This is a genomic window from Liquorilactobacillus satsumensis DSM 16230 = JCM 12392 (assembly GCF_001435195.1).
GTDB lineage: Bacteria > Bacillota > Bacilli > Lactobacillales > Lactobacillaceae > Liquorilactobacillus > Liquorilactobacillus satsumensis.
Genome location: NZ_AZFQ01000011.1, coordinates 47,134 through 62,511 on the forward strand (window position 1 = coordinate 47,134; position 15,378 = coordinate 62,511).

The window sequence follows — 15,378 nt, forward strand, 5'->3', positions numbered from 1 at the left end:
GATGTGAAGTGAGTTCTGTTCAATTTTTTCGCATGGCGCAAAAAATAAGAAAAAGTGGCTTTGGTGGCAAACAAGCAAGCATTAAAACAAAGCTGGTTCATAAAAATTACTTGACAAACATTCTATTTAGATTACAATGATTGCCATAGACTTTTAATTAACGATAAACATGTTGAAGAGCAGAGACGAATTTCTACTTCTCAGAGAACTTCCGGTGGGTGCGAGGGAGCGAAGCAGGTGTTCTGAAGATGGGCTCTGAATGGCACCGGTGATTTTTTAGCCGGCGACGATTTGCGCACGTTACTGCGGCAGGGTTTACAATTTTTTTGTGACCTGTTGAGGCAGTCCTTGTGAAAGTGCTGCAAATTAAGGTGGTAACACGAATCGCATTCGTCCTTTGGGATGGGTGCTTTTTTTGTGCTCAGAGTAGGCAATTCAACATGGTGTTTAATGTTTTTGGAGGAGGAGAAGAAGAAAAAGAACAAACAGGTCAGACAAGCAGTAGTAAAAAAATGGGAGTCAGCTATTATAAAGGAGAAGTTATCATGAAGAAAAAACGCAATCTTATTATTTGGTTAGTTGTTATTGTAGTGGTTATTATCGCTGGGTATTTTAGTTTTGGGGGCGGCAAATCTAGTCAGGGGCAGACGGTGACAGTTGGGATTATGTCAGGCTCAAAGCAAGATGACGCAATCTGGAAGACAGTTGCTAAAACTGCAAAAGATAAGTACAACATTACTTTGAAATTCAAAAAATTTACCGACTATTCACAGCCTAATAAAGCTTTAACCAGTGGCAACGTTGATCTGAACGCATTTCAACATTACGCATTTTTAGATGCTTGGAACAAAGCAAACAAAACAAACATTGTGTCAATTGGCAAGACAATTATTACCCCAATCCGTGTTTATTCTAAAAAGATCAAGAATATTAATCAGTTAGCAAATGGAGATACAATTGCAGTTCCAAATGACGCAACTAACGAATCACGTGCATTGTTTGTTTTGAAAAATGCGGGCTTGATTACCTTGAAACCTAATACTAAATTGGCGACTGTCAAATCAATTGAAAAGAATCCCAAAAATTTACAAATCAAAGAACTTGATGCTAGTCAGACAGCACGTTCGTTATCAGATGTCTCTGCAGCTGTGATTAATGGAAATTATGCGCAAACGGCTGGAATTAATTATAAATCTGCAATCTACGTTGAACCGGTCAACAAGGATTCTGAACAATGGATTAACATTATTGCTGCTAACAAGAAGAACAAAGATAAGAAGGCCTACAAAGAAGTAGTTAAAGCCTATCAAACAGCAGCAACTAAGAAAGCAATTCAAAAAGCTTATGGGACATCTGAATTACCGGCTTGGGATATTAAACTTAAGTAGAAACATTAAGTATGTTCACAAACCGCATTAGCAGTGTCTAGGTATTTTACTTTAAAAAGTCGTGAGGTGTGAAATGGCAGAAAACATTATTGAATTGGATAACATCGATGTTACGTTTCAACAAAAAAAACGCAAAATTGAAGCTGTTAAAGACGTCTCATTGCACGTTGAAAAAGGTGATATTTATGGAGTTGTTGGCTATTCAGGCGCAGGGAAATCAACGCTCGTACGCGTAGTTAACCTTTTACAAAAGCCAAGTGCAGGGAGAGTCAAGGTTAATGGTGATGTTTTCTATGAGAATTTAAATGGCAAGGAAACTGTGATTGATAGTAAAAAATTAAGGGAAAAACGACGGAAAATCGGGATGATCTTTCAGCGCTTTAATCTGCTGAATGAACAAACTGCGGTGGAAAATGTTGAATTTGCCTTAAAACACAGTAATTTAAAAGAAAAAGAAATCACTGAAAAAGCCTTGAAGCTGCTTGAACTAGTAGGTCTAAGTGAGCGGGCCAAGTCGTATCCGGCCCAATTATCAGGGGGCGAACAGCAGCGTGTGGCAATTGCACGTGCCCTAGCTAATGATCCTGAGATTTTGATTTCCGATGAAGCAACATCCGCACTGGATCCCAAGAACACGATTCAGATTCTTGATCTCTTAAAGGATCTAAATGCGAGATTAGGAGTGACAATCATCTTGATCACTCATGAGATGGATGCGGTCAAGCGAGTTGCTAATCGTGTAGCAGTCATGGAGCAAGGACAGATTATTGAAAAAGGAACATTGCATGAGATTTTCACGCAGCCTAAACAACAGTTGACTAAGGAATTTGTTGGCGGGTCGCTAGAAGCAATTGCAACACTTAAAACCTATCATCTAGCTAAATTGCAGGAAAATGAAAAAATTATGCAACTGATTTTTACGGGTGCCACAATTAGTGAGCCGATCACGATTAAGTTGTATCGAGATTTCAATGTTGAAGCTAACATTATCTACAGTAATATTGAAGTTTTAGGAGCTACACCCGTCGGCACGTTATTCGTGATTATCAAAGGAATTGAAAAAGATCGTCAAGCTGCAATAGCGTTCCTTAAAGAAAAGGGAATCGTTGTGCATCAGATTGGAGAGGAGGAGCTTTCAAATGATTGAGTTCTTTGCAAAGTATTTTCCTAATGTAGTTTATCAGGGATGGACTGGTGATGGTGGTTGGTTGCCAGCAATTGGCGAAACAATCTATATGACTTTTTGGTCCGCACTCTTTGGTGGAATTCTAGGCTTGATTTTTGGAATCGGCTTAGTCTTAACCGACTCGAATGGGATTCTTAGCAATCGGACAGCTTTTAACTTTTTTGACAAAATTGTTTCGTTTTTTAGGGCGATTCCATTCATTATTCTGCTGGCTTTCATTGCACCTGTCACGCAGAAGATCGTAGGAACACAGATTGGGACAACTGCAGCACTTGTGCCGCTTTCTCTGGGAGTTTTTCCGTTCTATGCTCGTCAGGTTCAGGTTGCCTTGGAAAGTGTCGATCGTGGGATCGTTGAAGCAGCACAGTCACTAGGAGCTACCTATACAGATATTATTTTTGAAGTGTATCTGAAGGAATCTCGGTCAGAATTAGTTCGGGTAACAACTGTGACTTTGATCAGTTTAATCGGGCTGACTGCAATGGCCGGTGCAATCGGCGCCGGTGGCCTAGGTAATATGGCGATTGCGTATGGCTATAATCGCTTCGCTACTGATACCACAATGGTTGCAACTTTGTTAGTTTTGATCTTTGTGTTGCTTGTCCAAGTGACAGGCGATTTCCTAGCACGAATCTTGAATCATCGGAAAAAATAAATTTTAGTGTGCATGGGCGCCAACTTTCTTTAAATGCAGGGAAGATGAAATTATGAATAAAGAAGAACGCTTAGATATTTTGAAAAAGTTGATTACCATTAATTCGGTTAACGGTAATGAGGTAGCAGTTGCACAGTACCTTGCAGACTTATTGGCTGCGTATGGCATTGAAAGCCAGCTGGACCAGTTTGGTGACGGCCGTGCAAATCTTGTGGCGCAGATTGGACAAGACAAGGATGAACGGGTGTTATGTTTTACTGGGCATCAAGATACTGTTGCGGTTTCAAATGCACAAAAATGGGAACATCCTCCTTTTGAAGCACAAATCAGTGGTGATCAGCTTTTTGGACGAGGCGCTGCTGATATGAAGAGTGGGCTCGCAGCTGAAGTCATTACGTTGATTGAATTGGTGGCTGAGGGCAAACAGCCGCGCGGAACTGTCAAATTCGTTGCCACGGCTGGTGAGGAATACGGAACACCTGGTGCATATCGACTTGATGAGCAAGGAATCACCAAGGACATTACAGCAATGGTTGTGGGAGAACCTACCGGCGGACAAGTAGTTTATGCCCATTCTGGCAGTTTGAACTATGAGATTAAATGTTATGGCAAAGCTGCACATAGTTCCACTCCAGAAGCTGGACACAATGCGATTAACGGACTCGTAGAATACATTAATGCAGAAGCACATTTATTTGATAAGACACCAGTTGACCCCTTTTTAGGCAGCGTTAAACATAGTGTGACGCTGATCAAGGGCGGGGAACAGGTAAATATTATTCCTGATTATGCCTCTCTTTTTGGAAATGTGCGCCCAACTGCAGAGTTCAGTAATGCAAAAGTACTTGCTTTAATTAAAAATAAAGTTGACGAGTTGAACAAAAAAGGTGATACACAGTTGGAGTTTCGCTTGCTTCATAATTTTTATCCAGTGGAAACTTCGCCGGAGAATCCGTTTGTCAAGCATGCACTGCAGCTTGCACAGAGAAACTATGCGGCAGGGGCGGCGCGCTTGAGTACCATTAACGGCGCAACTGATGCAAGCGTGTTTGTCCGTAGCAATCAAGCGATGGCGGTCATTGTTTTAGGACCGGATAATTGGCAAAGTGCGCATCAGGTTGATGAACATACGACGTTATCAAGTTTCAACGCCACAATAGAGACTTATAAGCAGCTTGCACTTGATTTTTTTAAATAGAAGTGCCGACAGTCCCTGGGAGGCTTTGAGTACTAACAACAAATTGCAAAATAGGCGGGTTGTGACTATGCGCAATTTGAGGTTAGACGCAAAAGGCTGGGGATTGGAGCACGTTAAGAAAGAAGTGCCGACCATCAGCGTTTAACCCCCAGAACCTAAGTCTTAAATTACAAAGTAACCCGAACTTGGTTACACATAATTTGAGCTTAGGTCTTGGGGGAGCTGGTGGGAGCACGTTAAAATAGAAGTGCCGACAGTCCCTGGGAGGCTTTGAGTACTAACAACAAATTGCAAAATAGGTGGCTACCCTAAATTTATGTTTTGGGGTAGCCACCTATTTTATTCAAAAGCGATCACACGAATGTGCGCTTTTTATTCGATTTCAATTTGATTTTTGGACGAAGAGACATTCTTTAATTTAGGCAAAGTAACTTCCAATACACCAGCAGTATACTTAGCTGTAATTCCAGTTTGATCAACGTTTGGCAGGCTATATTGACGTGTGAAACGACCATAACTGCGCTCACTAGTGATCACGTTTCCTTCCTTATCACTTTCATCTTTAAAGGAATCCCGTTTTGCACTTACAGTAAGCTTTCCATCAGTATAAGCGAGGGAGATGTCTTTCTTAGTAACACCTGGAATATCAACCTTAACTACAAATTCCTTATCAGTTTCCTTGACATCGGTCTTCAGGTCACGATTAAAGAAACTGTCTGAGTCAAAAAGTGAACGCCCAAGATTGTTGAAAAAGTCATCTGGTTTCATCCAATTGTTGAACCGGTTTGATAATTCATTAGCCATATTCAAAGACTTCCTTTCTTTTATTTCCTACAACTCTATGATAGCGCGCTCTTGTTAAAATGCAAGAAAAACAAACTCACGTTCCCTTGGATAATATTGACAAATCTGAAACAACATGCTAAGCTTAAGATTCTATTATACGGTGAGGCGTCTGCGACGGAAGGCAGGCGCCATTTTTGTTTTCAAAAACTATTTTTGCAGTTGAAATAAACAAGATAGTTAGGGGTAGATTACTTGTATCGAAATTTGAAAAACGTACAATTATTAATTAATTTAATGTTTAACTAAGTTAAAGTAAGTCTTTTTTGAAATTTTCTTTGCTTTCACAACAAATAAAGAAAACGGTTGCTTTTAATCTTTTTCTAATTTAAAATTAATCTCGATATTATTTTTGATTTTTGTTGTGAAAAAAGGGGATGCTTTTTATTGAAGTTTAAGAAAAAAATAGGGATCGGGCTTGCGGTCGCTTTTTGTTCGTTGGCATTGGTAGCATGTGGCAAGAGTTCAACCGGAACAAGTGGTACTTTGGCAGCTAAGCAAGTTATTAATTGGAACGAAAGCTCTGAGTTGCCGACAATGGATCCTTCAACTGCAACTGATGTTATTAGCTTTGATATGCTGAATAACACTGGGGAAGGTCTTTATCGGTTAGGGAAGGATAGTAAAATCGAGCCTGGAATTGCTAAAGCTACAAAAGTTTCAAATGGCGGAATGACATATACCTTTACGCTCCGCAAAAATGCCAAGTGGAGTAATGGTGACAAGTTGACTGCAAAGGATTTTGTTTATTCTTGGCAACGGACAGTCAAGCCTGCAACTGGTTCACAATATGCATACTTATTTAGTGGGATTCAAAACGCAGATGACATTACTGCTGGGAAAAAGCCAGCTTCTAGTTTAGGGATTAAGGCTGAAGGTGATTACAAATTAGTGGTCACACTTGATAAGAAGATCCCATACTTCAAGTTGCTGATGGGCTTTCCTTCTTTCTTCCCGCAAAATCAAGGAGCGGTTGAAAAGTATGGCAGCAAGTATGGCACAGCTTCAAAATATATGGTGTATAGTGGACCATTTACGATGACAAAATGGACAGGCTCAAACTTGAGCTGGACTTTAAAGAAAAATAATGATTATTGGGATAAGAAAAATGTCAAACTGTCACAGCTGAATTTTCAAGTTAATAAGAGTACTACGACTAGCTACAATTTGTATCAAAGTGGGAAATTGGATGAAACACTCTTGGGGTCTGAACAGGCTAAGCAACTGTCAAGTTCAAAGGAATTCACACCACGGAGCGAAGCGCGAATCAATTATCTAGAATTTAATCAGACCCAAAAGAATTTTCAGAATAAGAAAATAAGACAGGCAATTTCACTTGCAATTAATCGCACACAGTTGGTTAAAAAGATTCTGGCAGATGGTTCATTTGCGGCTCCGGGAATTGTTTCTAAAGGGTTAGCTTCTTACAATGGAGAAGATTTCACTAAGGCCGCTGCCACTTCTGCTGGAATTACAGCCAATAAGACAGAAGCGAAAAAGCTGTGGCAAGAAGGACTTAAAGAACTGGGCGTCAACAAGTTAAGTTTTACGCTGCTTGCAGATGATACGGATGCTGCGAAGAATGTTTCTGAATACATTCAAAGCCAGCTTGAAGAAACATTACCTAATGCGCAAGTTTCTGTTTCAAATGTTCCTTTCAAAACACGATTGAGCAAGTCTGAAAATGGAGATTTTGAAGTTGTACTCTCTGGCTGGGGCGCTGATTTTTCCGATCCAATCAGTTTCTTGGACCTTTTCACTTCTGATAATTCATACAATAATGGAAAATGGAAAAATGCGCAGTATGACAAATTAATTGCGGCTTCCAAAGCAGCAGATGCAGGTTCGACCAGCAAACGTTGGAAAGATATGAGTGCTGCTTCAAAACTCCTCTTGCAAGATCAAGGAGTTGCACCACTGTATCAACAGTCACAGGCAACATTGGTTAAATCCAAGGTCAAGGGTGTCATCTATAACTCTGCAGGAGTTAATTACAACTTTAAGAATGCCTATGTTTCAAAATAATGTGATGCGTCTGAGTCTTGAAGAATGAGTAAAGGCTTAAGTGCAAAGCGGCAGGCATTTGAAACACGTTTATCTGGAATAAAATAGTAGAGGGGCTGGGCCGAAAGTGAAATTTTAGTCTAGCTCCTTTACTTATTCCGGATAAATGGTTCCATAAGTCAAAATTCTCCATCTAACTTCGAATTACTCATAGCAAAATACTCGCTATGTTCGTAATTTCGAGTTAGCACTCAAAATTTTCCCGACTTACGGTACACTCTTTTTTGGGGTTTCCAAACAGCTAGTGCTGAAACGTGCACCCAACTAAACGCCTTTTGTCCGACTTTCCTTTGCTATGTTTATTTATTGCGGATAAATGTGAACGCTTAACCTAGCTGGGCAACATTTGCAGCTTGCGGTCGCTGCGTGGCAGTTGGTCATTGACTGGATATTTTTTAGGTGTTCCCAAAAAGTAGAAAAAATTGAAACATATTATTGTGAGTGATACACTAATGATACACAAAATAAAAAGGAGCGTTTCAAGATGACACGCCGTGAAAAGATAATTGCATATTTAACTGAGTGTAAGGCAGTGCAACAATCGACAGCGCTTACGACAAATGAAATTGCAAGCGCCCTCAATATCTATCGCTCAAATGTTAGTAAAGAACTTAATCAGCTTGTACGTGCGGGTATTGTTAGCAAACGAGCAGGTCGGCCAGTCCGTTACTGGTTGGGGGACGAACCGCGTGTTTTGCTTGACCCGTTTGAAAAGCAGAAAATTGAAGACACAAAAATTGGCTTTGCGGCACACACAAGTCTAGGTGAAAAAGCGCAAAAATTAACAGTGCCGCATACGGAAAATGTTTTTGAGAATCTAGTGGGAAGCCATGACAGCCTTAAGAATCAAGTCGAACAGGCAAAGGCGGCACTTTTGTATCCGCCGCATGGACTGAACACTTTAATTATTGGACCAACAGGTTCAGGGAAGACGTTTTTCGCTAATACAATGCACCGTTTTGCGGCACATAAGAACATTATTACTAAAAAAGAATTAATCACGTTCAACTGTGCGGATTATGCGCATAATCCGCAGTTGCTGCTTTCGCATTTATTCGGTTATGTCAAAGGTGCATTTACAGGGGCTAACGAAGATCATGAAGGCCTGATTCAGCAAGCTGAAGGAGGCATGCTTTTTCTTGATGAAGTTCATCGCTTGCCGCCTGAAGGGCAGGAAATGATTTTCTATTTTATGGATCATGGGATGTATAGCCGCTTAGGAGAAACTGCCAAAATGCATCATGGGGATGTGCGTTTAATCTGTGCAACAACTGAAAATCCAGAAAGTTCATTGCTGCAGACTTTTGTTCGTCGAATTCCGATTGTTATCCAATTGCCGCCTTTTGAACAACGGACGGTGCGGGAGAAGCTACAGCTCTTAGAAAGATTACTGACACTTGAAGCAAACCGAATTCATAAGAATATTAAATTAAATGAAGATGTTGTGCAAGCGCTTTTAGGGAGTGTGACTTATGGCAATGTGGGTCAGCTGAAGTCTAACATTCAACTGGTTTGTGCCCAGGGTTTTTTGAACAGTATGCAAAATGAAGACGAAATCACTTTGAGTTTTGAGCAGTTGCCGCCCAACATTAAGGATGGATTGTCACATTTAGCCAGCGACCGGCATGAACTAGGAAAGCTGACCAGGCTACTAGAAACAACAATGATTATCAAACCGGATGCTAAACGTGGACTACCAGAAGTTGACAGTTATGAATTACCATACAACCTGTATGACATTATTGGCGACAAAGCTGCCCTGTTGAAGGATGAGGGTTTGGACCAGACTTCAATTAACAATTTCATAATGACAGACATTAATTTGCATATGAAGTCGTTCTATCAAAGAGGTAAGCTGGGCAAGACTGAGAACCGGTTGAATGAAATAGTGGATCGCGAAGTGATTGATCTAACCAAAAAAATTCGCCATTTTCTACAGGAGCAAGAAGGCTTTCTAGTGCGGGACAACTTTATCTATGCAATGAGTCTGCATATTAGTTCATTTATAAAAAGAGTTCAATCAGGCAAACCATCAAGAAAAATCTCGACAGACTTGGTTTCAATGGCACATGATTTTCCAACTGAATTAGCACTTGCCAAGAGAGTTAAAGAAATGATTGCTGCTCATTATCGTTTTCCAATTCCTGATTCAGAAAGCTATTATATGGCGATTCTGTTGGTTTCAGTACATTCTGATCCCAAGAATGGCAGGGTAGGGATTGTGGTGGCGGCGCATGGTAACAGCACGGCTTCTTCAATGGCACAGGTAGTTTCGCAGTTACTTTCAGTTGATAATATTACTTACTACGACATGCCACTCGAGATGAATCCTAAAGTTGCACTTGATGGAATCGCTACTAGGGTAAAGAAGATTGATCGTGGCAATGGGGTATTGCTGCTGGTTGATATGGGTTCTTTGAGTACTTTCAGCGCAAAACTCACTGAAAAAACTGGTGTTAAGGTTAAAACGATTGATATGGTCACGACTGCAATGGTCTTGGAGGCGGCACGCAAAACGACCTTGATTGATAGTAATCTGGCAACTGTTTACCGGGATTTACGCGAATTTGTCGGTTATTCACATTCTGGTGAAAAGCTGAAAGAAAAGCAAACGCTTATTACAAAATCAGCTACTAAACAAAAGAAAGCAATTGTGGCGATTTGTGCAACAGGTGAGGGAACTGCGCGTAAGATTAAGGAACTGCTTGATAAAATCCTGTTAGATAATTTAATTAACGATATTACCGTGATTCCGATTTCTTTAGTCAAAATGGATGAACAAATTAAAAAAATTCAGGAGAAATATCTGATTGTAGCTACAACAGGGGTTGTTAAGCCTAAAGTAGCGGCCCCTTTTGTTTCATTAAAAACTTTATTCCAAGGTGGGGCGGAAAACTTTGTGAACCTGATTGAACAGCTAGATGAAGGACAAGAAACCAATAATACCTTCTTGAAGCATTCAAAGGCGTTGACGGAAGAAACCGGACAGAAGTACCTCGCTGAGTATTTTACTTTCTTAAATCCGGGAAAAATAATTCAAGTTTTGTGGAAGTACTGTGATTTTATTAATGACAAAACCAACAATACAATGTCAAACGCTTTTCGGATTAACCTAATCTTGCATTTGGGTGGTGCACTGGAGCGTTTCTTAACCCGTTCTTCAATGAAGGTCAGACCAGAACTGTTATCACAGATGAAACGCGAGAAATTATATCCTTTGCTTGAAGAAGCAAATAAACTTGTGCAAAAAAAGTTAAATATTACATTACCGGAAGATGAAATTTACTATATTCTGGAGCTGTTTAAAACAGAGCAGCAAAAGATTGCAGACTAGAGTTGGGGTGCGGTCTAACGGCAAACTGTGGTTTAGAATTCTATGCACTGGAAATGCGTGCTGCTTAATACAGATCATCAAGGGCTGATGATACAGAAGCGATACACTTACTTTTAGTTAAGTGTATCGCTTCTTAATTTTTTCTAAAGCTTGATTTAATAGTGTTTGAAAGCGATACACAGAAGTTGGCACGCTACTTGCTTATCCTAAAGTGAGGTGTGCTGGTTGCAACAGTGCTATTAAAAGATTAGCGACTGTTGACATTCTCACTACTTTAAAATGCTTTGGAACTAATCTTCAAGGAAATTTTGGTGATCTAATTGACAATAGACGTACGTTTATTAAGAATTGATAGTCGCTTGTTGCATGGTCAGGTTGCTACGAATTGGGCAAAGGTAACGAAAGTTGATCGCATCTTAGTGGTTTCTGATACGGTTGCTTGTAACCGCATTCGTAAAACGCTGCTTGTCCAAGCTGCTCCTCCGGGAATTAGGGTTAATGTATTACCCGTCGCGAAAATGGTTGAGCTTTACCATGATCCGCGAATCCTTTCCTTTCGCGCATTGTTGTTAGTCGAAAACCCTAGGGATGCACAACGTTTAATTGCTGGGGGAATCCGAATTGAGCAGGTGAATATTGGAGCGATGAGCTTTGATAGCACCAAAGTGATGGTAACTGATACGATTGCGGTTGGACAAGATGATCTTGCAGCATTTTCTTGGTTATATGCACATGGAGTCCAATTAGATGTGCGTAAGGTTTCAGGTGATAATTCAAAAAATCTCTGGAAATTCCTGAAGGACAAGAAGCTAGTTTGACGGGTGCTTCAACTTGAAAGGTGGTGGGGGACGCAGATAGCGATTTGCTACCTGAGCCAGACACTTTGGCAAAACGGTATATAGTGCTTTATAACTCCCAAGCAACTATGGGAAATAATTTTTAGGAGGTATTAAACATGGTAGGAATTATCTTAGCAAGCCACGGTGGTTTTGCTGAAGGCATTTTCCAATCAGGATCAATGATCTTTGGTGAACAGGAAAATGTTAAGGCAGTTACCTTAATGCCAAATGAAGGCCCTGATGATGTCAAAGCAAAGATGGAAAAAGCAATTGCATCATTTGACGACCAAGATGAGGTATTGTTCTTAATTGACCTGTGGGGCGGAACACCCTTCAATCAGGCCAATGGATTGCTTGAAGCTCACAAAGACAAGTGGGCAATTGTTGCTGGCATGAATTTGCCAATGGTCATTGAAGCATATGCTTCGCGTTTGTCGATGAACTCGGCACAAAAAATTGCTGCGCATATTATTGCAACCGCAAAAGATGGAGTCAAGGTTAAACCTGAATCTTTGCAGCCTAAAACAGCAAGTGCTGCTGCTCCAAAACGAGATGGGCAACCGAAAGGAACTTTGCCTCCGGGTACAGTAGTTGGTGACGGAAAGATCAAGTTTGCGCTTGTCAGAGTAGATTCGCGTCTGTTGCATGGACAAGTTGCAACCTCGTGGACAAAATCGACCCAGCCTAATCGAATTATTGTGGTTTCGGATGCTGTTTCTAAAGATGAACTGCGTAAGAATTTGATTGTGCAGGCAGCCCCTCCTGGTGTAAAGGCAAATGTTATTCCAATCAAGAAATTAATCGAAGTTACTAAGGATCCACGTTTTGGCAAGACAAAAGCATTGCTATTATTTGAAAATCCAGAAGATGTTTTGCGTGTAGTAGAAGCAGGGGTTGAGATTAAAGATGTTAACCTTGGATCGATGGCACATTCGGTTGGCAAAGTAGTTGTTAATAAAGTCCTTTCAATGAATGAAGCTGATGTCGAAGCCTTTGAAAAACTCAAAAAGCATGGAATTAAGATTGATGTGCGGAAGGTTCCAAATGATTCTGGTGGGAACATTGACGAACTTATAAGAAAAGCAAAGGCCGAGTTGGCTGCTGTAAAACAATAAATAAAAATTTTATTCTGATATAAAAAAGGAGGATTATCATGTCTATTATATCGATGATTTTAGTAGTCATCGTCGCGTTTTTTGCGGGGATGGAAGGTATCCTAGATGAATTTCAGTTCCATCAACCTTTAGTAGCATGTACTTTAATTGGGCTTGTAACTGGTAACTTGATTCCGTGTGTTATTTTAGGTGGACAGTTGCAATTTATTGCCTTAGGCTGGGCGAATATCGGGGCTGCTGTGGCTCCCGATGCTGCCTTAGCTTCAGTCGCATCAGCTATTATTTTAGTTCAAGGTGGACAAGGTGTAAAAGGCGTAGGAACTGCGATTGCTGTTGCGATTCCTTTGGCCGTTGCTGGTTTGTTCTTAACGATGATTGCACGTACGTTAGCTGTGCCGATTGTGCATATTATGGATAAGGCTGCAGAAGAAGGAAGCTTCAGAAAAATTGAAATTTGGCAAGTTATTGCGATTTGTATGCAGGGTCTGCGAATTACAATTCCTGCTGCAGCGTTACTCTTTATTCCGAGTGGAGTCGTAAGAGGAGTTTTGGAGTCAATGCCTGCTTGGTTGACAGAAGGCATGACCATCGGTGGTGGCATGGTTGTTGCCGTTGGGTATGCAATGGTTATCAACATGATGGCTAGCCGTGAAGTTTGGCCGTTCTTCGCAATTGGTTTTGTAATTGCAGCGGTAACTGACCTTACTTTGATTGCTTTAGGTGCTTTAGGGATTTCATTTGGTCTCATTTACCTTGAGCTTAAAAAAGGTGGAAGCAACAACGGTGGCAACGGCGGCAACAGCAATACCGGTGACCCGCTCGATGATGTTCTAAACGACTATTAAGGATGAAGGAGGAATAATCAGATGGCAGAAGAAAAGATTCATTTAACTAAAAGAGATCGTTTAGCCGTTGCTTGGCGTTCTACTTTCCTTCAAGGTTCTTGGAACTATGAACGTATGCAAAACGGCGGCTGGTGTTACGCTTTAATTCCAGCAATTAAAAAATTATATAAGACAAAAGAAGCCCGTTCAGCGGCTTTGAAACGCCATATGGAGTTTTTCAATACCCATCCATATCTAGCATCTCCTGTACTAGGGGTTACGTTAGCATTGGAAGAGGAACGTGCAAACGGAGCGCCAATTGATGATACCGCAGTTCAAGGTGTTAAAGTTGGGATGATGGGGCCACTGGCTGGTGTTGGTGATCCAGTGTTCTGGTTTACCGTACGACCAATTTTAGGAGCCCTAGGAGCATCATTAGCGATGTCTGGAAATGTTTTAGGACCAATCATTTTCTTTATCGCATGGAACTTAATTCGTTGGGGATTCATGTGGTACACACAGGAGTTTGGCTATCGTGCTGGTTCCAAGATCACCGATGATCTTTCTGGTGGATTGTTACAATATGTAACGAGTCTCGCTTCTATCATGGGGATGTTCGTGTTAGGGTCGTTAATCGAACGTTGGGTAACGATTAAATTTACACCAACAGTTTCCTCGGTTAAACTCTCAAAAGGTGCCTATATTGAGTGGGACAAGTTGCCAAGTGGAGCTGCTGGGATCAAAGAAGCCTTGCTTCAGCAAAAAGATGGTTTATCCTTGACGGCCAACAAAGTAACGACGCTGCAGGATAACCTTAATTCATTAATTCCAGGATTGGCAGCATTGTTACTGACCTTCTTATGCATGTGGTTATTAAAGAAAAAGGTTTCACCAATTGTTATCATTTTAGGAATTTTCGTGGTTGGTGTATTAGGCCATGTAATTGGTATTTTGTAATTTAAAAATTCAGATCTACTACGGGGCTAGGGCAATTAGAATTTGTCTTAATCCCGTAGTTTTATTTTAAGAATCTAAGCTGTTTAAATTAGGCTCTTAAGCGATTACTTTTAATAAAGTAGCATCGATATCTTTTTTTGGTAAAATATAGTTAGTGATAGAATTTGCCGCGATAGGGGGGAGAACAATGGTACAATCGATAAATTCAAAAGTTGATTTAGTGAAGGATGGAACTTCTTTCATGGGAATTGCTAATTATGGGAAAATAATGATTGGAAATAAGGGGTTTGAATTCTTTGATAAGCGTGATGTGCGTAAGTATATTCAAATTCCGTGGGAAGAGATTGATTATGTTGCAGCCTCTGTTATGTTTAAAGGTCGCTGGATTCCAAGATATGGGATAAAAACTAAGAAAAATGGGATGTATACATTTGCTTCCAAAGATCCTAAAGAAGTCCTACGAGCGATTAACAAGTATGTTAGATCAGAGCACATGGTACACTCGTTGACTTTTTTTCAGGTTATAAAACGAGGATTAAAGGGACGCTTCAGCAAAAAGCGTTAAGGTTTAAGCAAAGAAAGTGGCTGAAGTATGCCATACGTGGTTTATAGATTAAAGGTTAAGGGGTTGGGTCAAAGTTGGATTTTGACCCAGCCCCCTTAGCTTTTAGCGTGGAATCGGATACTCATTACTGTGGCATCTTTTAGTGCTTGTTAAGAATTATGCTGCGGTAATTTATTTTTTAGAAATTTCCCTTGACTTCATTTTTAGAGGAGTGTATAGTTATCTTCGTTGCTTGTTTGAGTAGCAAAGGCATTTAGGAGTTTTTGGAGAAGTGCTTTTCACTTCGAATTTTATTTTTTGAAAGTTTTTGTTGACATGTAGCTTTTAAAATGATATATTATAAAAGTTGCGTTGAGCAATTAAGTAGACCTTTGAAAACTGAACAAAGTTTCGACAAATCAAATGTGTAG

General features: G+C 40.4%; 12 protein-coding genes. 11 read left to right on the forward strand and 1 reads right to left on the reverse strand.

Annotated features, from left to right (window positions below; genetic code table 11):
* The first annotated feature begins 545 nt into the window (after window positions 1–545).
* The 4 genes from FD50_RS00815 (at window position 546) to FD50_RS00830 (ending at window position 4,427) form a co-directional block, all read left to right on the forward strand.
* The gene (locus tag FD50_RS00815; protein ID WP_056959589.1) at window positions 546–1,388 is read left to right on the forward strand and encodes a MetQ/NlpA family ABC transporter substrate-binding protein; all 843 of its coding nucleotides are present in this window, start codon (window positions 546–548) and stop codon (window positions 1,386–1,388) included.
* A 73-nt stretch (window positions 1,389–1,461) separates the two neighbouring features.
* Window positions 1,462–2,535, forward strand: a complete 1,074-nt coding sequence (locus FD50_RS00820) for a methionine ABC transporter ATP-binding protein (RefSeq protein ID WP_056959569.1) — start codon at window positions 1,462–1,464, stop codon at window positions 2,533–2,535.
* Complete coding sequence (locus FD50_RS00825) at window positions 2,528–3,229, forward strand: methionine ABC transporter permease (RefSeq protein ID WP_054757941.1); 702 nt, start codon at window positions 2,528–2,530, stop codon at window positions 3,227–3,229. The genes FD50_RS00820 and FD50_RS00825 overlap by 8 nt, the downstream gene beginning before the upstream one ends.
* A 52-nt stretch (window positions 3,230–3,281) precedes the next feature.
* Complete coding sequence (locus FD50_RS00830; protein ID WP_056959572.1) at window positions 3,282–4,427, forward strand: ArgE/DapE family deacylase; 1,146 nt, start codon at window positions 3,282–3,284, stop codon at window positions 4,425–4,427.
* Between the two features lie 372 nt (window positions 4,428–4,799).
* Here the strand turns inward: FD50_RS00830 and FD50_RS00835 are convergent, their stop codons facing one another.
* A complete protein-coding gene (locus FD50_RS00835; RefSeq protein WP_054757943.1) occupies window positions 4,800–5,231 on the reverse strand; it encodes an Hsp20/alpha crystallin family protein in 432 nt (143 codons plus the stop codon).
* A 426-nt stretch (window positions 5,232–5,657) separates the two neighbouring features.
* Between FD50_RS00835 and FD50_RS00840 the strand changes: the two genes are divergently transcribed.
* The 7 genes from FD50_RS00840 to FD50_RS00870 all read left to right on the forward strand — a co-directional run bounded on the left by FD50_RS00840 (window position 5,658) and on the right by FD50_RS00870 (window position 14,968).
* Window positions 5,658–7,295: a peptide ABC transporter substrate-binding protein gene (locus tag FD50_RS00840; RefSeq protein ID WP_056959574.1), complete on the forward strand. Its 1,638-nt coding sequence runs from the start codon at window positions 5,658–5,660 to the stop codon at window positions 7,293–7,295.
* A 523-nt stretch (window positions 7,296–7,818) separates the two neighbouring features.
* Window positions 7,819–10,668, forward strand: a complete 2,850-nt coding sequence (locus FD50_RS00845; protein ID WP_056959576.1) for a sigma-54-dependent transcriptional regulator — start codon at window positions 7,819–7,821, stop codon at window positions 10,666–10,668.
* Window positions 10,669–10,988: 320 nt separating this feature from the next.
* A complete protein-coding gene (locus tag FD50_RS00850; RefSeq protein ID WP_082610383.1) occupies window positions 10,989–11,486 on the forward strand; it encodes a PTS sugar transporter subunit IIB in 498 nt (165 codons plus the stop codon).
* A gap of 137 nt (window positions 11,487–11,623) precedes the next feature.
* The gene (locus FD50_RS00855) at window positions 11,624–12,622 is read left to right on the forward strand and encodes a mannose/fructose/sorbose PTS transporter subunit IIA (protein WP_056959578.1); all 999 of its coding nucleotides are present in this window, start codon (window positions 11,624–11,626) and stop codon (window positions 12,620–12,622) included.
* A 38-nt stretch (window positions 12,623–12,660) separates the two neighbouring features.
* Window positions 12,661–13,467 (forward strand): PTS mannose/fructose/sorbose transporter subunit IIC, encoded by an 807-nt coding sequence (locus tag FD50_RS00860; protein WP_056959581.1) that lies wholly within the window; start codon window positions 12,661–12,663, stop codon window positions 13,465–13,467.
* Between the two features lie 21 nt (window positions 13,468–13,488).
* Window positions 13,489–14,403 carry a PTS system mannose/fructose/sorbose family transporter subunit IID gene (locus FD50_RS00865; protein WP_056959583.1) on the forward strand — a complete coding sequence of 305 codons (915 nt, stop codon included), beginning with the start codon at window positions 13,489–13,491 and terminating at the stop codon, window positions 14,401–14,403.
* A gap of 187 nt (window positions 14,404–14,590) precedes the next feature.
* Window positions 14,591–14,968 (forward strand): DUF956 family protein, encoded by a 378-nt coding sequence (locus tag FD50_RS00870; protein WP_056959585.1) that lies wholly within the window; start codon window positions 14,591–14,593, stop codon window positions 14,966–14,968.
* Window positions 14,969–15,378 lie beyond the last annotated feature (410 nt).

What these genes read in the sequence shown, in the direction of transcription:
- FD50_RS00845 (WP_056959576.1), top strand. Translation starts at nt 7,819, where the DNA reads ATGACACGCCGTGAAAAGATAATTGCATATTTAACTGAGTGTAAGGCA.
- FD50_RS00855 (WP_056959578.1), top strand. Translation starts at nt 11,624, where the DNA reads ATGGTAGGAATTATCTTAGCAAGCCACGGTGGTTTTGCTGAAGGCATT.
- FD50_RS00865 (WP_056959583.1), top strand. Translation starts at nt 13,489, where the DNA reads ATGGCAGAAGAAAAGATTCATTTAACTAAAAGAGATCGTTTAGCCGTT.
- FD50_RS00820 (WP_056959569.1), top strand. Translation starts at nt 1,462, where the DNA reads ATGGCAGAAAACATTATTGAATTGGATAACATCGATGTTACGTTTCAA.
- FD50_RS00830 (WP_056959572.1), top strand. Translation starts at nt 3,282, where the DNA reads ATGAATAAAGAAGAACGCTTAGATATTTTGAAAAAGTTGATTACCATT.
- FD50_RS00860 (WP_056959581.1), top strand. Translation starts at nt 12,661, where the DNA reads ATGTCTATTATATCGATGATTTTAGTAGTCATCGTCGCGTTTTTTGCG.
- FD50_RS00870 (WP_056959585.1), top strand. Translation starts at nt 14,591, where the DNA reads ATGGTACAATCGATAAATTCAAAAGTTGATTTAGTGAAGGATGGAACT.
- FD50_RS00825 (WP_054757941.1), top strand. Translation starts at nt 2,528, where the DNA reads ATGATTGAGTTCTTTGCAAAGTATTTTCCTAATGTAGTTTATCAGGGA.
- FD50_RS00815 (WP_056959589.1), top strand. Translation starts at nt 546, where the DNA reads ATGAAGAAAAAACGCAATCTTATTATTTGGTTAGTTGTTATTGTAGTG.
- FD50_RS00835 (WP_054757943.1), bottom strand. Translation starts at nt 5,231, where the DNA reads ATGGCTAATGAATTATCAAACCGGTTCAACAATTGGATGAAACCAGAT.